Origin of the sequence: Rhizobium sp. Root482, assembly GCF_001426565.1 — a bacterium.
Classification (GTDB): Bacteria; Pseudomonadota; Alphaproteobacteria; order Rhizobiales; family Rhizobiaceae; genus Pararhizobium.
Genome location: NZ_LMFA01000013.1, coordinates 26,543 through 47,090 on the forward strand (window position 1 = coordinate 26,543; position 20,548 = coordinate 47,090).

The window sequence follows — 20,548 nt, forward strand, 5'->3', positions numbered from 1 at the left end:
AGGCATTCGTCACGGAAGCTGCCGTTGAAGCTTTCTACGAAGGCGTTCTGCATCGGCTTGCCCGGCGCGATGTAATGCCATTCGACGTGAGTGCTTTGGTCGCTCGCTTGGCTTCATTGAGCGAGAGCCTCGTCATCAGCGATCGGGCGAACTGCGTCAATGTCGCTTCGACCTGGCCGGTCCGCCCAGCGCCGCATGATGGAGAACTTGCGAGTATTGGTGACGCCTGAGTCAGGGTTTTTCATATAGACGAGCTGTGACCCAGATTAGCCGCGCAATCTCGCGTTGTTTGTCCTCTGCAATGCGGACGATCGGTCCCGCCATCTTGGATAACCGAGTTGTGCTGCACAGACCAGCACCGTCGAACTGTGGCTAGGTGTTTATCCCCTTTGATAGAGCGATCGATATGAGCGTCTCTGCCCGGTCGGAACTTCTATCACGGATCGTTGAATCTGAAACCGCTCCGTCACCAACCCCCTACCCTGCCGGCCATCGATATGGCCGGACGCTCTTGTGGGTATGCTCCCTAACAATGTAATGGCTTCTATTCCAATTTTCGAGGTCCCGAGAGCAGTATGAAGCAGCGCCACATGTCCCAGACGTCCAAACGAACGCTCGGTCTCGACCGGGGAGTGGCAACAGGCCTCGCAGCCGCCATCTTCTTCTTTCTCCTCAGCGGGGTCGTCAGCTATTTCAATCTCCAGGCCCTGCGGGAAGGCAATGAGAGGATTGTCCAGACGCACGTCGCCATCGTCGCTCTGGATCAGTTGCTGTCTTATATCCAGGATGCCGAAACGGGCCAGCGTGGTTACCTGCTTACCGGCGACGAAAGCTATCTTGCGCCCTACAATACCGGGCTGCGAGCGATCCCGCCCAAACTCGACGAAATCGACCAGCGAACGCGGAGCAATTCCGGACAGAGCCAGCGGCTTATCGCGCTTAAACAACATGTCGAAGCAAAGCTCTCGGAGCTCAGCAAGGCGATTGAGCTTCGCCGCGCCGAAAGTCTCGACGCGGCAATAGCGGTTGTCAATTCGGACCGTGGCAAAGCCGAGATGGATGCAATTCGCACCCAGATCGCGGCTATGATCGAGGGTGAGGCGAAAGCGCGCGGCGAGCGGCTCGCAGAGATGGTCGGCTATCAGCAAAGGGCGCTCGTAAGCACTGCCTTGGCGGCACTGCTCGGTCTCCTGCTCACAACGGCGATCGCCATTTTGATCCGCACGTCAACTTTGGCACGTCGTCGCAACGACTGGCTCCAGTCCGGCCAGGTGGGCCTTGCCTCGGCCATGATGGGAGATCAGCATGTCGGGCAACTGGGCAACAGCATCCTGGATTTCCTGACGGGATATGTCGGAGCCGTGGCGGGAGCGGTCTTCACGGACAGCGGAGAATATTTTCAACGAGCCTCCGTCTACGGCGTTCCCGACGATGCGAGCGTTCCGGTACGGTTCAAGCTGAGGGAGGGATTGCTTGGGCAGGCCGCGGCGGAAGGGAGGTCCATCGCGGTCTCGCACGTGCCGGACGGCTATCTTGCCTTTGGCTCTGCCCTCGGCAAGGACAAGCCGAAGCATCTCGTCATTTTGCCCGGAAGCGTCGATGATACCGTGAATACGGTGATCGAGCTCGGCTTTCTGCAGCCGATCGACGAACGGGTCATCACCCTTCTCGAGCGCGCCTCGGAAGCGGTGGCCGTCGCAATCAGGTCGGCAACCTATAGAAGCGAGCTCCAGAACCTTCTGGAAGAAACCCAGCGCCAATCTGAAGAGCTCCAGGCCCAAAGCGAGGAACTCAGGGTTTCAAACGAAGAACTGGACGAACAGAGCCGGGCGCTGAAGGAATCCCAGGCACGCCTTGAACAGCAGCAGATCGAACTCGAACAGACCAATTCTCAACTGGAAGAGCAAGCTCAACAGCTGGAGGGGCAGCGGGACAATCTCGAGCGGGCGAACGCCGCCGTTCACCTCAAGGCGCGCGAACTCGAGCAGGCCAGCCAATACAAGTCGGACTTCCTCGCCAATATGTCGCATGAACTGCGCACGCCTCTCAATTCGTCGCTTATCCTGGCCAAGCTGCTTGCCGACAATCCCGACGACAACCTGAGCGAAGAGCAGGTCAAATACGCAAAGACGATCCAGTCATCCGGCAATGATCTTCTGAACCTGATCAACGACATTCTCGATCTGTCGAAGATCGAGGCCGGCCATGTCGAAATCCGACCCGAAACGATCATGGTCAGGCGTTTGACCGATAATCTCCGTCAGGTTTTCCAGCCCTTGGCCACCGACAAAAATCTCGACTTCACGGTCGGGATGGCCCCGGAGTGCCCCGCAAGCATCGAGACCGACCCGCAACGCCTTGAACAGATACTGAAGAATCTGCTTTCGAACGCGATCAAGTTCACCGAGGCCGGCAAGGTCCAGTTGTCGATCGGCGCGACCGGCGACGGCCGCGTCGCCTTTTCAGTGACGGACACGGGGATCGGCATTGATCAGGAACAGCAACGGAGCGTCTTCGAAGCATTCCACCAGGCGGACGGCACGATCAGCCGCAGATTTGGTGGCACAGGGCTCGGCCTCTCGATCTCGCGGCAGCTCGTGCGGCTCCTCGGCGGCGAAATTGCCCTCAAGAGCCAGGCCGGCCGAGGCAGCACCTTCACCGTCACCATCCCCGAAGCCTACGATCCAACAAAGGTCGCACCCCGCGAGCAAGTATCGGGCACGCCGGTCGTCGCTTCGCTCGCGCCGGTGGAACATGCTCGCCCCCTGGCAAGACCGGCGCGCAAGTTCGAGGACGACCGGGAAACGCTGACGGCCTCGCAACGCATTCTCCTGGTCATCGAGGACGACAATACTTTCGCCGCCATCGTGCGCGACCTGTCACGCGAAATGGGCTTCCAGTCCGTGGTGGCCGGCACGGCCGAAGAGGCTCTGAGCCTTGCAAAGAAATTCATGCCCAGCGCGATCGTTCTGGATATCGGGCTGCCGGATCAGTCGGGCCTCGCCGTCCTCGACCGGCTCAAGCATGACGTAAAAACCCGCCACATCCCGATCCATGTTCTGTCCGGCAGCGACCACACCGAGACCGCCTATTCACTCGGTGCGATCGGATATGCCATCAAGCCCGTCAACCGGGAGCAGTTGGTTGCTGTCCTTCAGAAACTGGAAGCCAGGCTTTCGCAAAGAGTGCACCGCATCTTGATCGTCGAAGACGATCCGGTGCAGCGCGAAGCCGTTGCAAAACTGCTCGGCTCCCAGGACGTGGAGGCGGTAACCGCCAGCACGGCGGCCGAATGCCTGGACCTTCTCAAGAACGAGACATTCGACTGCATGGTGCTTGATCTCACCCTGCCGGACGCTTCGGGCTATTCGCTCCTGGAGACACTGAGCCGGGAGAGCGCCTACGCCTTCCCGCCGGTTATCGTCTATACGGGACGGGAACTGTCTGCGAACGACGAGGAACGGCTACGGCGCTATTCGAAATCGATCATCATCAAGGGAGCCAAGTCACCGGAGCGGTTGCTCGACGAGGTGAGCCTTTTTCTCCATCAGGTCGTATCCGAACTCCCCGCCGAACAGCAGAAGATGATTCGTAAGTCCCGCAACAGGGACGCCCTGCTCGAAGGGCGCCGCATCCTGATTGTCGAAGACGACGTGCGCAACGTCTATGCGCTCACCAATATTCTCGAACCTCGCGGAGCAGCTGTCGAGATCGCTCGCAACGGCCGCGAGGCGCTGGAGGCACTTCAGAAAGCCACGAATGAACCCGGTTCAACGATCGATCTGGTGCTCATGGATGTCATGATGCCTGTCATGGATGGACTGACAGCCACGCGGGAAATCCGTAAAAACCCGCAATGGAGGAAGCTGCCGATCATTACGCTGACAGCCAAGGCCATGCCCGACGATCAGCAGCGGTGTATCGAAGCCGGCGCCAACGACTATATGTCCAAGCCTCTCGACGTCGAGAAGCTCCTGTCGCTGGTCCGTGTCTGGATGCCGAAATGACAGCTCCGCACCCCTCGGAAAAAATCGAAGACATCGAGATTCGGCTGCTGTTGGAGGCCCTGTTCCTCAAATACCACTACGACTTTCGCAACTACGCGATGGCGTCGATCAAGCGACGGCTTAAGCAAGCCCGCGAACAACTGGGATTTGCGACCTTCTCCGCACTACAGGAAAGCCTGCTGCACGATCCGGCCATGTTGCCGCGACTGCTGGGATTCCTGACGGTACAGGTGAGCGAGATGTTTCGGGATCCGACTTACTTCAAGGCGATCCGCGAGAAAGTGGTGCCCCATCTGCGGACCTATCCATCGCTGAAAGTCTGGATCGCCGGCTGCAGCGGCGGCGAGGAATTGTATTCGCTGGCCATTCTTTTTCGTGAAGAAGGGCTGGAAGATCGTACATTGTTCTATGCCACCGACATCAACCAAGACGCCCTGAACGCCGCTGAATCAGGGATTTTTTCGCTGGATCGGGTACCGCTCTTCACAGAAAACCACCGAAGATCGGGCGGCCTGTCCTCCCTGTCCGATTATTACCAGGCGGCCTATGGCAGGGTATCCTTCGACAAATCCCTGCGTCGCAATGTCGTGTTCTCTGACCACAGCCTGGTGACCGACGCCGTTTTCGGCGAGATGCACCTTATCTCCTGTCGCAATGTGATGATCTATTTCGATCGCGACCTGCAGGATCGTGCACTTGGGCTGTTCAAGGATTCGCTGGCTCGAAAGGGATTTTTGGGACTCGGCGCGAAAGAGAGCCTGCGATTTTCAAGACATGCCGGCGCCTTCGCAGATTTCGTGCGCGAGGACAGAATTTATCAAAGGCGCGACGAATGAGGTCGGTTGCACCTGAGGCCGTCGTGATAGGCGCTTCGGCAGGCGCTCTCGAAGCGCTCTCGGTCATCCTGCCTGCGCTGCCTAAGAATTTTCGCATGCCGGTGATCGTCGTGGTGCACGTCCCATCCGACAAGCGCAGCATTCTGGCCGATCTGTTCCGTGCCAAATGTCGGCTTTCCGTGCGCGAAGCGGAAGACAAGGAGCCGATCACCGGCGGCACGGTCTATTTCGCGCCACCGGACTATCATCTGCTCGTTGAAGACGGTAAATCTCTTTCGCTTTCCAGCGATGAACCTGTTTTGTTTTCCCGCCCATCGATCGACGTCCTGTTCGAAAGCGCCGCTGATGCTTTTGGACGATCTCTGATTGCAGTCATCTTGACCGGTGCTAATCATGATGGTGCGAAAGGTCTTCGGGCCGTTACCGGAGCGGGAGGAATTGCGGTCGTTCAAAATCCGGAGAATGCATTCGCAACCGCCATGCCCGAAGCCGCGATCCGGATGTGCCCAGGTGCTCGTGTCATGTCGCTCGAAGCGATCGCGCAATATCTGCAAGAGGTTTGAGACAATTATGAAGCCAGTTCCATTTCTTCTGGTTGACGACCTGGAGGAAAACCTTCTCTCCCTAGAGGGGTTGCTTCGCCGCGATGACCTCCTTCTTTTGAAAGCTCGGTCGGGCGATCAGGCACTCGAACTTTTGCTCCAGCACGACGTTGCATTGGCGCTCGTTGACGTTCAGATGCCTGGTCTCAACGGTTCTGATGCGCGGCAACGAGCGCACCCGGCGCATCCCGATCATCTTCGTCACGGCGGGCTCCGCCGATGGCCAACGCCGTTTTCGCGGATATGAAGCAGGGGCGGTCGATTTCATACAGAAGCCGATCGAACCCGATATTCTTCGCAGCAAGGTTGACGTGTTTTTCGAGCTGTACCAACAGCGGCAGCAGTTGGCCACGCAACGCGACGCTCTCGCAACGCAGGCCGAAGCGCTGAATGAAGCAGCTCGTCACAAGGACATTCTGCTGCTGGAGATCAACCATCGGATCAAGAATCTTTTCAGCCTTGCCGCAGGGCTGATATCGTTGAGCGCTCGCTCCGCCAAGAGCGTCGCCGAGCTCGAAACCGATCTCAGGTCGCGCATGCAAGCTCTGGCGCGGGCTCACGAACTTACACTTCCTGATCTGGTCAAGGATAGTGAGACAGGGGCGATCGCAACGACGGTAACGGCACTCCTGGAAGCGATTGTCGCGCCGCATGACCATGCCGAAGGCTCGCGCATCGCAATAACAGGCTCTGACACACCTCTTGACGGCAAGGTCCTTACGTCGCTTGCGCTTCTGCTTCACGAACTTACGACGAACGCTGCAAAGCACGGCGCTCTTTCCAGCCTTACTGGAAGCCTGAACGTTGATGTTTCCGCCGTCGACGGACTGCTTCATGTCAAATGGGACGAATATGGCTCGTCTTCATCGCCCGGGATGACGGATCGGGAAGGCTTCGGAACGACGCTGGAAAAGGCAGCCTTGAGAGGGCTGAATGGCATGATTGAACGGAACTGGCGTGAAGATGGGCTTTCGCTGTCGTTGACAGTTCCATTGGCAAACCTGGTAGGCTGAGAGCAGTCGGCATCCCTTCCCTGTGCCTATAAGGTCCGTCGGACAGTGCGAAGATCGAGAAGCGTATCCCAGGGATGAACCCAGACCGAGCGTGTCTTGCCCGCCCAAAGCGGCAGAGAGATTTTGGTGTCTCTCCCTCCATGGCAGGTTCCCTGCTGAGGAATGGCTTGGTTATTGTTCGGGCATCTAGGAAACCCGCAGGCCGCCGAATTCATGCGAACGCCGGTGGATTACGGGAGGATGTAGCCGCCGGCCGCAGCCAAATCCGAGATATTTTTCATCGCCGACCCGCGTTTGCCGAGAATCTCCGCGCGCAAGGGCTTCAATTCATCCCTCACCTCCTGCATCCGCGCCTGCTTTAAATTGATATCGAGCGTGGCGAACATTCCACCGAGAGCGCCGTTCAAAATTGAGGCTCCCGCATAGAGATCACTGACGATATCCGGCTGGACATGGCGGCTGCTTAGCGCCGCGAGATCTAAAGCCTCCACGACCAAAGATGAGCAGTCCAGCGGAATGTCCACAGCTTTCCGTGTCGCAGTCAGCAATTGTCTATCGCGAAACTCGACCTGATCTTTTCCGCCTTCGGGGAGTTTCAGGGCTGCCACATATTCGTGGAAGGCCTCCACATCGGCCTTTGCGCATTCTTTCATCCGGTCGGTCAAACGATCCAGCGTTTCGACGGCGCGGGCAATATCGTTTCCTTCCTCTGAAACACTGCCCACCAGAGCCAATCGGATCAGCGACAGGCCGAGTAGAGCGGAAAGAATGGAGACCGCTCCTCCACCTAACTGTGGTGACGGCCGGCCAACGGCCTGAAAAATATCGGACAAGTTCGTATCGAACAAATTCATTGTGCTGCCTTTGTTGGCACCGGTAACGCAAACGAAATTGCCGTTCCGCTGTTCCGCCATCATCTTTTCCACCGCGCCGTTTCATCTCGGAAATAAAGCGGCCATCGACGGGTTCCGGCAGCCGAGAGAAGCATCTGCGAGACTAAAGCCCGTTTTTCCGAACAGGTTTGAGATCGTACAGATCGGCATCGCTGTCCGCATGACCGTTGATCGCGTTTGAGACGATTTCGGCGGCGATCTGGCTATAAGTTATGCCATTGCCACCAAATCCCATGACCACGAAAACCTGCGGAAGCCCGGGGACTTCTCCTATCATCGGCAATCCCGTCGGGGTCACTCCGAATGGTGCGGCCCAGGCATAATCAGGTCGTCCAATTTTGACATCCAACAAATCGGATACCTTTTCAGCGATGATTTTCGCTTTGCGCTCGAGCTTGCCGGTCGAACGATACGCCTCGGGATCTCTTTCGTCCTCACCTCCCACAATCAATCGTCCGTCTTGAGTGCAACGCAGATACAAATACGGATCGCTGCCTTCCCAAACAAGATGATCCTTGACCCAGGCCGGGATCGGGATCCCGGGCTTGCTGGCTATTGCCCATGTGCTGACAATGGAATGGCTTTTACGGGCTACGGCTTCGACAAATTCATAGCCCGTACAAAAAACCGCATATTCGGCAGCGATCAAATCGCCGCTAGACGTCGATAGAACCACGTCTTTTCCCGACGATAAAACATCGGAAATCTGGGTCTCGGCAACGATCTCGACGCCGTTGCGTTGGGACGCGCGCAGAAGGCCCGCCGCCATCTGGGCGGGATTGGCCGAAGCGGAGACGTCGCTGGCAATCGCACCCGTCCGGTCTATGCCGTATTCGTCCCTGAGATCACGGCCTGTCAAAAAATCCGCCTTCAGCCCGATGGATTGGCGGGCCGCCGCCTCGACCTTCAGTGCGCGGGCACCGTATTCGTCACCGGCGAGGAACAGCGTTTTCTTGCGTGTGAGACCGCAGTTGATCCTCAGATCCTGCACAATCTCCACCAATCGATCGACGGCCCGCGCCGATCGAAGCCATGCGCGGCTTGCATGATCCGGGCCGACCATCTTGGTCAAATGCGAGAGCGGAACGTCCAGTTCATGTTGGAGCATCGAGGTGCTGGCAAGCGTGCTCCCGTGTACCGGTGTCTGGCGGTCAACGACAAGAACGGTTCGACGTCCATCGGCAAGCGCGTGCGCCATCAAGGCTCCGCTTATTCCGGCACCAATGATCACCACATCATATCGTTGGCGCGACGGTGAACGGCGGGTTCTCAAGGATAGTTTGGGTGCATCGGCCCAAGGCGAAGTCGATACATGAAGCGTGCGCTGCCTGGTGAGGTTTTCAGGATGTTTCGGTATTGGGCTCACCCGCGATTTCCGATTGGCCACCACAGGGAATGGAGGCAGCTTGGGTCGTCTGGATCAGTTGACACGAGGATCACACCCACTCACAGCCGGACGTCAGCGACATTTTCTTTGTATTCTTGTTTCGGGTCAGCACCGAGCAACAGTTTGATGCCAGCCCAAAGACTTGACCCGTCCTTCCAGATTTCGGCACGCTCGGGATCGAGCCGCAAGAGCACGAGCTTGGGATCGTCCTTGCCGCCTTCATACCAGGCGGCGACAAAGCGGTTCCACAGGCGGTCGATCACTACCCGGTCATTGTCGATAACAATATTGCCGTGAATTGCTGCAAAGATATCATGGCCTTTGGAGGCAAATGTCGCAACGACGCGACCGGCCCCCGAAAGCTGCTGCACAAGTTCAGATTCCGTTGATGTGAAGAACCAGATCGGTCCGCTTTCACCTTCGATCTGAGCGGTCATAGGCCGTGTGTGGCTTTCGTCTGCGCCGGACAATCCAAGCATCATCGTCATGTCGGACTTCAATGCCGCCCAGAATTTTTTCTGAAGTTCCTTCTCGTCAGTCATCTGTTTCCCTTTGCGTGGAGCCATCGCGGCGGTGACGGATAGATGAGGCGGTCCAGCAAAAGTTCAAGCTGCAAAACGGGGAGCTTCGTGGGGTGGCGTTTCCGCGGAAATCAACCGGCTGCCATTGTATTTATGGCGTGAGCGCTAGTTACATCGACACAACCCGAATGGATTTCTCCCCGCATGTTACGACCGTTGTTTGACCCTCCTGTTTCCGCTGACGCTCTTTGGAGCATCACGCGAGGCATGTCGCCGATCGTCGCGACTGCTATCCACGAAGGACATTCCGTTCGTGCGGAACTTCAGCACTTGTGTGCGCTCTCCTCCGGCGAGAGGCTCCGAGAGGAGGATCCCTTTACGGAGTTCACCATGCGCGACGTGCCAAACCGGGTGGTCTTCCATCGTTCCCGCTTCGAAGTCGATATCAACCGAAGCCGCGACGGCGCGATCTATCTGGAGCCCGAACAGGCATGGGGGCTGAAGGTATGGACAGAGAGACTTTCGCCTGAGCACGTCGAAGCCTCGCTTGAGGTTCATGATGACTATTACGATATGCTGCTCGCGCTTCTGAAGGGGATCGAGCGGCGGCACGGTCGGTTCGTCGTGCTTGATATTCATAGCTACAATCATCGTCGTGAAGGGCCAATGGCGGCAGCCACGGAGCCGAGCCGAGCGCCGGACATCAATATCGGCACGACCTCCATGGATCGGGGGCGCTGGTCGCATGTCCTGGAAGCGCTCATGGACCATTTCCGGTCTTTCGATATCAATGGCCGGCCGCTGGATGTCCAGGAGAACGTCGCATTCCAGGGCAAAGGCGAACAGACCCGCTTCATCCATCAACATTTTCCGCTGACCGGCTGCGCGATCGCGGTGGAATTCAAGAAGTTCTTTATGGACGAATGGACCGGCGAGCCGGACCTCGATGCTCTCGAACGGCTCCGCCATATCATCGCGTCTGCGGTTCCCGTACTCGAGCAGGCATTGGCCTTGAAGCGATGACCAGTGCAAAGCCGATCAATCGCGAAAAGCAAGGGGAGTGGCTAAGCGAAATCCTGGCCTGTATCCGCGAGGGAAAATCGGTCCGTCGTGAACTACCCGAGGGCGGGCGTCTTCATATCGACCGCCCCCTACCTTTTTTGTGCATCCATATAGCCGAGGATGGCACAGAGCCGGCGGCTCGCGATGTGGCACAGGCAAATGCGTCCTACCTCGTGACATCCAGGGCATCGGAAGCGATCCCCATAATCAGGGTCGTCAAGCAGGTTCTCAAAGAACGGTTCGGCGTCTTCATGCTCCTCGATATCGGCGAACTGTCCCAGGACAGGTTCCTTACCGACGACGCGCCTTTCCTGCAGCCCTTTGAAGTCTCGGTTTGGTCAAGCGCCGATGCCACCCAGGCTGCCGACGCCTTTTCGGTAGCCGTCACCGCCAGCGAAGCGCGCTTCCGTACCCCACGGGTATTAAAGACAGATGCGGCTCCCTCGATCGACGATACCCAACTCACGGAGGACCTGGGCTGTTCGGTGATCGCAGTAAGATTCGCCCCGGTTTACCGGCAGCCTGGGTCCGACGATATCTACCCGGAGCTTCGCGAACGGCTTGTGGCAATGCTGTTCGATGCTGGCTTGCGGGCATTCTCTTCTTTCATCGAGATACATCAGATCCTCAAGCTGCCGACACATCGGGCATTGGGACGCAAGGTCTTCATCGACGCGGTCTCCAAGGTGGATCGCGGCATCGACGATATCGCATCGACTTTTGATTTTCTTCTGGCGGTCACGCCCATCAACGCGGAGGCTGCATTCGAAGAATTCAAGGCCGGCGGCCGCCGAACCCATCCAACCTTCCTCTACCGCCCTCTCGGGCTGTCGGTCGAAGCGATCAAGCGAAAACTCTTCTCGATCTCCTTCGAGCATCTCGAAGATCCCGTGCTTTACCAGCTCTATCGCGAAAAGCAGCAGGAACTTGACCTGCAGCTTTCGCTGCTTTCATCGCGGCAGAGCCCGAAGTTCGTCGAGTTCGGCCGCGCTCTTTATGGCCCGGTCGAACGGCCCTTGCTGGATGAAGCAAAGACAATCCTCGCCGCCCTGGCCAGCAACAAGGCCGGCAGGGACAACGAGGCCGGCGCGCAAGAAGGGGTCGCCGACTGCTTCCAGATCGAGCGACGCGCCAGGGCTATGATTGCTGCCTATCAGCGGCGATGGGCGGACTGCGAAGTGTCTATCGAGTTGCGTGACGACCTGCCTTCCGGCCTGATGGTTTCCGGTCACCGGCTTTTGATCGCCCGCAGCACGCTGATCGACGCGCGGCGGGTGGAACCGCTTCTTTCACACGAGATCGGCGTGCATTTGCTCACCTATTTCAATGGCTCGGCACAGGGATTGCGGCTCTTCCGCTCGGGTCTTTCCGGCTATGAGGGAATGCAGGAGGGACTGGCAGTCTTTGCCGAATATCTTTCCGGTGGCATGACAGCCGAGCGGCTCAAACTGATTGCCGGCCGGGTTGTCGGATGCGCTGCCATGCTTGACGGCGCGACATTCGCGGAAACCTATGCCATGTTGATCGGCGAATGCAATTTCTCCGAAGCGGCGACCTTCAACCTCGTGCTGCGGCTTTATCGTGGCGGTGGGCTTGCGAAGGATGCGATCTATCTTCGCGGCCTGCTTGCCCTGCTTGATCATCTTGAAAAAGGCGGCGCACTCGAGCCCTTCTGGATGGGCAAGATCGCCGCGTCTCATTTCACGGTCATGCAGGAACTTGCAGATCGCGGGCTTTTACGCCTGCCGGCGACCCAGCCCATTTTTCTCGACAACCCCGAGGGACACGCGCGGCTGGAACGGGCCAGGAGCGGCATGCGTCCCCTCGACATGATCCAACGACAGGAGCCGTGAATGCGGATAGCATTTTTTGTCAATTCCATCGAAGGCGAAGCCACCTACTACACCACGACGTCACTCGCACTGGCCGCGATGGCGCGCGGTCACGACGTCTGCTATTTGACGCCGGGCGATTTCGTGCTTCGTCCGGATGATAGCCTGATGATCCGCGCCACGGTACCAAAGAGCGGCAAGCCGAAGAACGCTGATGCCTTTGTCAGCGCCCTGCAGAGCGACCAGGCAGAAATCCAGACCATCGATATCGGTGAGGTGGATGTTCTCTTCCTGCGCAACGACCCTTCTGAAGATGCCGACGAGCGCCCCTGGGCGGCGCAGGCGGGCGCTATCTTTGGACGATTGGCCGCAGAACGCGGCGTGCTGACCGTCAACGATCCGGATGGTCTGGCGCGCGCCCAGAACAAGCTTTATTTCCAGGATTTTCCGGAAGCCGTGCGGCCGACCACATTGATTTCGAAAAGCATCGAGGAAATCCGCGCCTTTATCGATGAGCAGAAACAGGGCGTGATCCTGAAACCTCTGCAAGGTTCGGGCGGTAAAAACGTCTTCAAGATCGCCTCCAGCAAGGAAGCCAACCTCAACCAGATTTTTGAGGCCGTCAGTGGCGAAGGTTACCTTATCGCCCAGGGTTATCTGCCTGATGCTACCGCCGGAGATATTCGGCTGTTCCTGATGAACGGCCGGCCGCTGCAACGGGATGGCGCTTATGCTGCCTTCCGGCGCGTCCCCGCGAAGGGCGAGGTCCGTTCCAACATGAATGCCTCGGGCGCTGCCGCTGCCGTGGATATCACGCCCAAGATCCTCGCGGTCGCCGAAATGGTCCGCCCCAAGCTTGTCGAAGACGGCATGTTCCTCGTCGGCCTGGACATTGTCGGCGACAAGATTCTGGAAATCAATGTTTTTACGCCCGGGGGATTGCCGGATATCGCCGAGCTTCACGGTGTCGATCTGTCGCCAGATATCATCATGGCGCTGGAGCAGAAGGTGGAGATGCGCAATCACTACACCGGCCGAATTTCCAACAGGGCGTTGGCAACCTTATAAAGGCTATCGGTATTCTCCTGGCGGGACGCGAGATTTCCTCGAGCGTCGATAGACACGAAGGCCTGGCAAAGCGACAGAGCCTACTCTGCAAATGATCGCTGGTGGGCAGCCCACGAGCTTCATCGTGCGCATCTTATGCATCATGTCAATCGCTCGGTGGCGTCTATGTTTATGCGCCCGACCGCAATGCGAATGTCCGAATGCCATCTCAACGGCTTTGCGGTGCATTGCCGAACCGTCGTGCGAACTCTCAGGCCCAACCCGCCATTCACACAGGCCAGGCGGCGGTAGGAAGCGTCGGGCCACGTTCGGGAACCCGGCTCGTAGTACCGGCGTCGCGGCGTTCCGGGCGGCCGGGCAATTCAGTAGTTATGGCTGTTCTGGGTGGCGCCGATCGCCGGCGTCATCATGGCGGCTCTCTCTATCGTTGGCTTAGCACCGAGCCTAGCAGCAAGGTCGGCGGGGTCGCACCGGCGGAGTAGCGGAACAGCTTGAGGGATCATCTGGCCAGACCCGAACTGCATTTGTTGCGGCCGGTTAAGGTCCCGGCTATCCATCTGGGAGATGGAGTGCCAAGATCGGAATTGGCACTCTAACCAAAGGCGCGACGCATTGAGGGAGCGGCGTCGAGCAGCGTGCGCGTGTATTCGTGCGCGGGGGCCGAAAAAATCTGCTCTGTTGGCCCGTGTTCAACGACCTTGCCGCGATACATCACCAGAACGTCGTGGGCGATGTGGCGAACCACGGATAGGTCGTGGCTGATGAAAATGTAAGCGATGCGGAACTCATCCTGCAGATCCATCAGTAGATTGAGAATCTGTGCCTGGATCGACACATCGAGCGCGGAGACGGGTTCGTCGGCGACAATGACCTTAGGCTGCAGCATCAACGCTCTGGCGATGGCGATGCGCTGGCGCTGACCGCCTGAGAAGCTGCCGGGATAGCGATTGGCATGCTCATCCTGCAAGCCTACTTTATGCAGCATGGCACTTACCGCAACCGATCGCTCCCGGTGCGTGCCGATTCCATTGACTTTCAGAGGTTCTTCGAGCGTCGCTCCTATGGTCTTGCGTGGATTGAGCGAACCGAGCGGATTTTGAAACACCATCTGCACGGACTTGCGAGCTTCCTTGCGCTCGCGTTTGTTCATCTGCAGAATCGACTTCCCCTCCATATCGATCTCGCCGCTTGTCGGGTTATCAAAAGAGGCGAGGATGCGGCCGACTGTGGTTTTCCCCGAGCCTGATTCCCCGACGATGGCCAGGGTGCGCCCTTGTCTGACACTGAAGGAGACACCGTCCACTGCCTTCAGTATTGTTGCCGAGGAACCCCAGGCCCCAAGACGAAACTCTCGGGTAAGGTTGCGCACATTGAGAACGATCTCGCTCAACTTTTGCCCTCCAGCGGTCGAAATGGTTCCAAAAGCGGGTCGTAACAGCGAACACCGCGATCCGGGCCGTGCTCCATCGGTGGCATCTCTCCATTACATACCTCGTTCGCACGCTCGCATCTCGGCGCGAAAAGGCATCCCGGTGGTAAATCCGGCCCGCTTGCCACCATTCCCGGGATCATCGGCAAACGCGCTTTTCCTATCGCAGCTTCCGGCATGCTCCTCAGAAGGGCAGCCGCATAGGGGTGCCGGGGACGTTCCAGCACGTCTCTAGTCTTGCCTTCCTCTACGGAAAAACCGCCATACATAACGTAGACGCGTTGTGCCATTTTCGCGACCACACCCATGTCGTGCGTGATCAGCATCAGGCTCATCTGGCGCTTCTTCTGTAAGTCACAAAGCAAATCCAGAATCTGCTTCTGTACGGTAACGTCAAGCGCGGTCGTCGGCTCGTCCGCAATCAGCAGTTTCGGTTCCCCCGCCAAGGCCATGGCGATCATGACCCGCTGGCAGAGGCCACCCGAGAGCTGGTGCGGATAGGCGTGATATCGCTGTTCCGGCGAAGGAATGCCGACCAGCGCTAGCAATTCCAGGACCCGATCGCGGATCTTTTCGCTCGGCACCGTGCGGTTCAGCTTCAAGACGTCGGTTATTTGCCAGCCAATGGTAAAACATGGATTGAGCGAGGAAAGCGGGTCCTGAAAGATCATGGAAATCGCGCTGCCCAGCGCTTTTCGCCGCTTGCGCGGAGATGCGTTGCGCAAATCGATATCGCCGAAGCGCAGTTCGTCGGCGCGAACTCTCGCGAAGGAAGGCAGCAGGCCCATCACGGCCAGCATGGCCGTGCTTTTCCCAGAGCCCGATTCGCCGACTAGACCCACGCTTTCGGCTGACGCTACGTCGAGATCGAACCCATCGACTGCCCGAAACACGCCCTTGCTTGAGGAAAACTCTACAGACAGATTCCTGATGACGAGCGCAGTCATGGTTGCTGTATCCTCGGATCGAGTGCGTCGCGGAGCCCGTCTCCCAACAGATTGAAGGCCAGAACCGTGACAAGAATGAGCAGTCCGGGAAAGGTCACGACCCACCAGGCCGTGTAAAAATAGCGAAGGGCCCCGGCCAGCATAGTGCCCCATTCCGGCGTCGGCGGTTGTGCGCCAAGGCCAAGAAAGCCAAGAGCCGCAGCGTCCAGAATAGCGACTGCAAATCCGAGCGTCGCTTGAACGATGAGAGGCGACATACAGTTTGGCAGCACATTGATGAAGATGATGCGGAATAGCCCCGCGCCAACCCCCTGACTTGCAAGCACGTAGTCCTTGTTTCGTTCTGCCATGGCCGCCGCGCGTGCCAGGCGCGTGTAGCTCGGCACGCAGACTACGGCGACCGCGATCATCGCGTTGCCGAGGCCGGGTCCCATGACCCCCACGACGACAACCGCCAGCAGCAGGCTTGGAAATACCAGCAATATATCCATGACCCGCATGATGAGATCGTCGACGAGTTTCGGACTGAAGGCTGCAAATAGCCCGAGGACCGTGCCCACGAGTAGCGACGAGCCAACCACGACGGCGCCGATGAACAGCGACAGCCGTGCGCCGAAGATCAGCCTGGAAAACAGGTCGCGGCCAACATCGTCCGTGCCGAGCGGAAAACTGAGACTGCCCCCTTCCTGCCAGAATGGTGGTAGCAGCACGGCATCGCGGAATTGTTCGGTCGATCCGTGCGGTGCGATCAGCGGAGCCAAAAGAGCGGCAAGACAGAGACAAACCATGATGGCTAGACCAATGACCGCCCCGCGGTGAAGGCGCAGTTTCCTCCAGAAAACGAGCCACTGATGAATGATGGCGGAGGTTTGCCCGGCCCTGCCGAGTTGCGACGTGGCAGGGTTTTTCATCGTGAGCGCCTCAGTCTGGGATTGAGTAAATAATAGCTGGCATCGACCGTCAGATTGACGGCGACAACGAGGCCGGCGATCAGGAGCGCGCCGCCCTGGATGACCGGATAATCCCGACGTTGAATGGATTCGACCATCCACCGGCCGACGCCAGGCCAAGCAAAGATCGTCTCGGTCAGAATTGCGCCTCCGCAAAGGGACCCGATCTGAAGCCCGAGAACGGTCACGATTGGAACAAGCGCGTTGCGCAGGGCATATACGAAGATCAGTCGCGTCGAACTCATGCCGAACGAGCGGGCCGTGCGCATATAGTCTTCGCCTAGAACCTCCAAGAGGGACGATCGCGACATGCGAACGATCGTTGCCAGAGGCTGGGTCCCGAGAATGACGGTCGGCAGGATCAGATGCGCGAGTGCCGACCCAAAAGCACCTTTCTCATCGGAGAGAAGCGTGTCGATCAGCATGAAGCCGGTAACGGGCTCAATGAAATAGACATCGCTGATGCGCCCGGAAACCGGCGTCCAGCCGAGCATCACGGAAAAGGCCATGATCGACATCAAGCCCCACCAGAATATCGGCATGGAGGCTCCGACGGCCGATAGCGTGACAATACCGTAGTCCAGCGTCGAGCCGCGATAGGCAGCGGCCAGGCACCCGATAGGGATGCCCAGCACAATGGCAAACAGGATTGCGCATAAGCCGAGCTCGACCGTGGCAGGGAAAAGCGACGCGAATTCCGTCAAAACCGGCCGGTTCGTAACGATCGAGCGACCAAGGTCCCCCTGAACGGCGTGCCCCGCGAAATCCGCGAACTGCTTCCACAGGGGCTGGTCAAAGCCATATTGGTGCCGCAGGCTCTGAAGCTGCTCGGCCGAGGACGCGCGCTCTCCGACCATCAGTTCGACGGGATCGCCCGGGGCGAGCCGGATGATGAAGAAGGCCACCAACGCGGCACCGATCAGCGTGGGGAGAACCACGCTGATACGGCCGAAAATCATGCGAAGCACAGACATGGCTACTCACTCAGATCGACATTGGCGAACTCGTGGTGAGAAAAGAGATCGATGTGGTAACCGGTGACATTCGCACGGGTCGCGACCGATATCTGGGCGTGAGCTATCAGGATAAAGGGCGCATCCTCATGCATGATCTCCTGCGCCTTGCGATAGAGCTTCTCGCGTTCGCCGCGATCCGACAGACGCGAAGCCTCCTTGATCAGGCTATCGAATTCTTCATTGCACCATTTCGAGCGGTTGGAGCCGGAAACCGCAGCGTCGCAGCTTGCAAGAGACATGAAGAAATCATCGGGATCGCCGTTGATGTTGGTCCAGCCAAGTTGGGCCATGCTGTGCTCGCCCTGACGAAGGCGTTGCAGATAGTCAGCCCATTCATAGCTCACAAGCTTGGCCCGAACGCCGATTTGGGCAAGATCGGACTGCATCATTTCGGCCATGCGGCGTCCATCCGGATTGTAGGGACGCTGCACCGGCAATACCCAAAGGTCGATTTCAAACCCGTCGGCAAAGCCGGCGTCAGCCAGCAAGGCCTTTGCCTTGCTTGGGTCGTAGGAATAGTCCTTTACGTCGTCGTTATAGCCCCAGAGCGTTGGCGGCAGCAGGTTTTTCGCCGCGACGCCGACTCCCTTGTAGACGTTATCGACAATACGTTGCTTGTCGATTGCCATGTTCAGCGCCTGACGGACACGCTTATCCTTGAGAAGGTCGCTATCGACGTTGAGCGCCAGATAGCCGACATTAACGCCGGGCTTCTGAAGCAGCTTGAGATCGGAATTTGCCTTGATCAGCGACAGATCGGCGACGTTGGGATAGGCGATGACCTGGCATTCGTTCGCCTGCAATTTCGAAAAACGGACGGCCGCATCCGTGTTGATCGAGAAAACCAGCGTATCGATGGCCGGCTTTTGCCCCCAGTAACCGTCGAAGGCGCGGTAGCGGATGGTGGAGTTGCGACGGTAGTCAACGAAGGTAAAGGGACCGGTGCCGATCGGCTCCTGGTCGATCACCTCGGGCTGGCCTGCCGCCAGCATGACGTCGGCATATTCAGCGCTCATGATCGAGGCGAAGTCGGTCGCAAGATTGGACAGGAAAGGCGCGCTCGGCCGGCTGAGGACGAACTTTACCGTGTGATCATCGACCGCGACGACTTCGCGGATCAGGTCAGCGAATCCGAAGCCGCTGAAGACGCTGTAATTGCCGCCCGATACCTTGTGATAGGGATGATCCGGTTTCATCTGGCGCTCGAAGGTAAAGACCACATCGGCAGCGCTGAAATCACGCGTCGGCGTGAAATACTCGTTGGAATGCCACTTCACACCCGTGCGCAGATGCAGCGTCACTTCATTGCCATCCTTCGAAACCTCCCAGCTTTCGGCAAGAGACGGCGCCAGATTGGTGGTGCCGGGCTGGAACTGAAGCAGGCGATTGTAGACGGGCCGGGTCGCGTCCTCGGTCGTGCCGGTCGTCGTCAGCATCGGACTGAAACTGTCGGGCGACGCTTCGGAGCAGAAGACGAGCGACTTTGCCATGACGCCGGCGGGAAAGAGCAGTGTCGCGGCAAGCAACGGCAAAAACTTCCAGTTCATTTGTTCACCTCTTTGTTTGTCGTTTTATTTGTAGTTGGATCAGGGATAAGCCTCTTCGCCCGCTTGCATCCGCGCCGAGCTTCCGGCGAGCGATGCTATTGTGGAGCCTGGAACAGCCAAACGCGTGGCGACGTGCCCGAAGAGGATGCCACCATGAGATGTTTTGACGATGCCGCGGTCGCCGCTTACGGGATCGACGATCTCCGCGACGGTCTCACCGGCGGCGATTTGTTCGCCGGGCCGCCTTTGGAACACGATAATGCCCGGACGATCGGCTTGCAGATGCTCCACACCCGCTAATGGCGTGATCGGGGTCAATGCAGCAGGCAGCGGTTCCGGTTCACCATCCAGAATTTTTACGCGTTGCATGAAGGCGTAAAGACGATTCGCGTCCGCCCGCGCCGTCTCCTCGTTGACGTCGCGCGTGCCGCGATATTCAATCGTCGCGGCGAGGCAGCCATGCAGCGGGCGCCCGGCCATCCGGGATGCAATTTGCCACGGACGGGCACATGCATCCTTGAACGTCGCCATCTCGCTTATACCGGCAATTGCTGCCCGTGCGCCCAGATCACGCGCCAGACTGGCGGCTTCCGGATGGCTTTGGTCGGAAAGATAAACGTAAACAGGCGCTTCGTCGTCACAGTGCAGGTCGAGTACGTAATGCGCATCAATGGCAAGGCCGAGAAGTGTCTTCTTGAGGGAATCGAGTTCCGTTCTTAGGCTAATGGCATCGACTTCCTTTCTCAGGAAGGCCCGCACGGTTTCCTCGGTTATATCCTCTGCCGCAAATCGTCCCAGATATTCATGGAGCAGCACACTCAAATCCGTGTAGCTTCTGTTGAAATTGCCGCCCAGGCCGAGATCGCTACGTCCCGCATGGATCGCCTGAATCCGCTGCGCGAGGCCGATGGGATTGGCTAGTGGAACGACGACGATCTCACCCTTGATAGCGCCAGCGCGATCCGCCCTCCGCAGCAGTTCTATCAGGTGGTGAAGAATAAAAGCTCCGGGCAATTCATCGGCGTGAAGTGCGCCCTGCAAGTATATTTTGCGCCCCGCACCGGGAACACCGAAGCGATGGATGCCAACAGTTCGCGATGTTCCGGGCGCGGCAGGAAGAAGGCACTCGTAATGGATTTGATGTGTCATGAAGATCCTTCTTGTCGAGCTTCATGCGTATGTCATCAAGGATAGCCGCAGCCGTCAATTTCGCGTTCGACGCATTTCGAAGCGCCTGGCGCGTCAGTTAGCGAATGTTTGCTGGAATGTGCAGAAGTATGCAGGGGCGCTGCGATCGGGATATTGTCCGCTTCGTAATGCGAGAGATACCGAAGCGAAGGGTAATCCCCCCGTTTTTAACGGGGCTCCGCAGTAGAATTCACGCGGCCATTTTCAGTTTCTGTGCGGGTGTTATGCCGCCGATGCCCATATTGGGCCG

Annotated in this window: 17 protein-coding genes and 1 pseudogene; 8 read left to right on the forward strand and 10 right to left on the reverse strand. The window is 58.2% G+C overall.

Going from position 1 to position 20,548, the window contains the following annotated elements; translation table 11 throughout:
- Nucleotides 1-86, reverse strand: a pseudogene (locus tag ASD31_RS25450) (integrase core domain-containing protein); the annotation flags it as partial.
- A 504-nt stretch (nucleotides 87-590) separates the two neighbouring features.
- On the opposite strand from ASD31_RS25450, the gene ASD31_RS11570 reads away from it, so the two are divergent.
- The 5 genes from ASD31_RS11570 to ASD31_RS11585 are packed head-to-tail and all read left to right on the forward strand — an operon-like array spanning nucleotide 591 to nucleotide 6,458.
- Nucleotides 591-4,007: a response regulator gene (locus ASD31_RS11570; protein WP_056333359.1), complete on the forward strand. Its 3,417-nt coding sequence runs from the start codon at nucleotides 591-593 to the stop codon at nucleotides 4,005-4,007.
- Nucleotides 4,004-4,843, forward strand: a complete 840-nt coding sequence (locus tag ASD31_RS11575) for a CheR family methyltransferase (RefSeq protein WP_056333311.1) — start codon at nucleotides 4,004-4,006, stop codon at nucleotides 4,841-4,843. The genes ASD31_RS11570 and ASD31_RS11575 overlap by 4 nt, the downstream gene beginning before the upstream one ends.
- Entirely contained in the window at nucleotides 4,840-5,406 is a 567-nt protein-coding gene (locus ASD31_RS11580; RefSeq protein ID WP_056333313.1) for a chemotaxis protein CheB, read from the forward strand. Before ASD31_RS11575 ends, ASD31_RS11580 begins: the two co-directional genes overlap by 4 nt.
- 7 nt (nucleotides 5,407-5,413) lie before the next feature.
- Nucleotides 5,414-5,692, forward strand: a complete 279-nt coding sequence (locus ASD31_RS26770) for a two-component system response regulator (protein ID WP_244483821.1) — start codon at nucleotides 5,414-5,416, stop codon at nucleotides 5,690-5,692.
- The gene (locus ASD31_RS11585; protein WP_244483822.1) at nucleotides 5,604-6,458 is read left to right on the forward strand and encodes a sensor histidine kinase; all 855 of its coding nucleotides are present in this window, start codon (nucleotides 5,604-5,606) and stop codon (nucleotides 6,456-6,458) included. Before ASD31_RS26770 ends, ASD31_RS11585 begins: the two co-directional genes overlap by 89 nt.
- Nucleotides 6,459-6,688: 230 nt before the next feature.
- Here ASD31_RS11585 and ASD31_RS11590 read toward each other — a convergent pair whose 3' ends face one another.
- The 3 genes from ASD31_RS11590 to ASD31_RS11600 form a co-directional block, all read right to left on the reverse strand.
- Nucleotides 6,689-7,375, reverse strand: coding sequence for a cyclodeaminase/cyclohydrolase family protein (locus tag ASD31_RS11590; RefSeq protein ID WP_082520531.1), 687 nt, complete (start codon nucleotides 7,373-7,375; stop codon nucleotides 6,689-6,691).
- Nucleotides 7,376-7,454: 79 nt separating this feature from the next.
- Nucleotides 7,455-8,708, reverse strand: coding sequence for an NAD(P)/FAD-dependent oxidoreductase (locus ASD31_RS11595; protein WP_056333362.1), 1,254 nt, complete (start codon nucleotides 8,706-8,708; stop codon nucleotides 7,455-7,457).
- A gap of 89 nt (nucleotides 8,709-8,797) precedes the next feature.
- On the reverse strand, nucleotides 8,798-9,280 hold the full coding sequence (locus tag ASD31_RS11600) for a pyridoxamine 5'-phosphate oxidase family protein (RefSeq protein ID WP_056333319.1): 483 nt from the start codon (nucleotides 9,278-9,280) through the stop codon (nucleotides 8,798-8,800).
- Between the two features lie 183 nt (nucleotides 9,281-9,463).
- On the opposite strand from ASD31_RS11600, the gene ASD31_RS11605 reads away from it, so the two are divergent.
- The 3 genes from ASD31_RS11605 to ASD31_RS11615 are packed head-to-tail and all read left to right on the forward strand — an operon-like array spanning nucleotide 9,464 to nucleotide 13,221.
- Nucleotides 9,464-10,282 (forward strand): N-formylglutamate amidohydrolase, encoded by an 819-nt coding sequence (locus ASD31_RS11605; RefSeq protein WP_056333323.1) that lies wholly within the window; start codon nucleotides 9,464-9,466, stop codon nucleotides 10,280-10,282.
- On the forward strand, nucleotides 10,279-12,174 hold the full coding sequence (locus ASD31_RS11610; RefSeq protein ID WP_056333326.1) for a flavohemoglobin expression-modulating QEGLA motif protein: 1,896 nt from the start codon (nucleotides 10,279-10,281) through the stop codon (nucleotides 12,172-12,174). The genes ASD31_RS11605 and ASD31_RS11610 overlap by 4 nt, the downstream gene beginning before the upstream one ends.
- Entirely contained in the window at nucleotides 12,175-13,221 is a 1,047-nt protein-coding gene (locus ASD31_RS11615; RefSeq protein WP_056333329.1) for a glutathione synthase, read from the forward strand.
- A 592-nt stretch (nucleotides 13,222-13,813) separates the two neighbouring features.
- Here the strand turns inward: ASD31_RS11615 and ASD31_RS11620 are convergent.
- The 6 genes from ASD31_RS11620 to ASD31_RS11645 are packed head-to-tail and all read right to left on the reverse strand — an operon-like array spanning nucleotide 13,814 to nucleotide 20,259.
- Nucleotides 13,814-14,611, reverse strand: a complete 798-nt coding sequence (locus ASD31_RS11620; protein ID WP_056333332.1) for an ABC transporter ATP-binding protein — start codon at nucleotides 14,609-14,611, stop codon at nucleotides 13,814-13,816.
- Nucleotides 14,608-15,597 (reverse strand): ABC transporter ATP-binding protein, encoded by a 990-nt coding sequence (locus ASD31_RS11625; protein WP_056333335.1) that lies wholly within the window; start codon nucleotides 15,595-15,597, stop codon nucleotides 14,608-14,610. Before ASD31_RS11625 ends, ASD31_RS11620 begins: the two co-directional genes overlap by 4 nt.
- Entirely contained in the window at nucleotides 15,594-16,508 is a 915-nt protein-coding gene (locus ASD31_RS11630; RefSeq protein WP_056333339.1) for an ABC transporter permease subunit, read from the reverse strand. The genes ASD31_RS11625 and ASD31_RS11630 overlap by 4 nt, the downstream gene beginning before the upstream one ends.
- On the reverse strand, nucleotides 16,505-17,515 hold the full coding sequence (locus ASD31_RS11635; protein ID WP_056333365.1) for an ABC transporter permease: 1,011 nt from the start codon (nucleotides 17,513-17,515) through the stop codon (nucleotides 16,505-16,507). Before ASD31_RS11635 ends, ASD31_RS11630 begins: the two co-directional genes overlap by 4 nt.
- A gap of 8 nt (nucleotides 17,516-17,523) precedes the next feature.
- A complete protein-coding gene (locus ASD31_RS11640) occupies nucleotides 17,524-19,110 on the reverse strand; it encodes an ABC transporter substrate-binding protein (protein ID WP_056333342.1) in 1,587 nt (528 codons plus the stop codon).
- 39 nt (nucleotides 19,111-19,149) lie between these two features.
- Nucleotides 19,150-20,259, reverse strand: coding sequence for a succinylglutamate desuccinylase/aspartoacylase family protein (locus tag ASD31_RS11645; RefSeq protein ID WP_082520532.1), 1,110 nt, complete (start codon nucleotides 20,257-20,259; stop codon nucleotides 19,150-19,152).
- Nucleotides 20,260-20,548 lie beyond the last annotated feature (289 nt).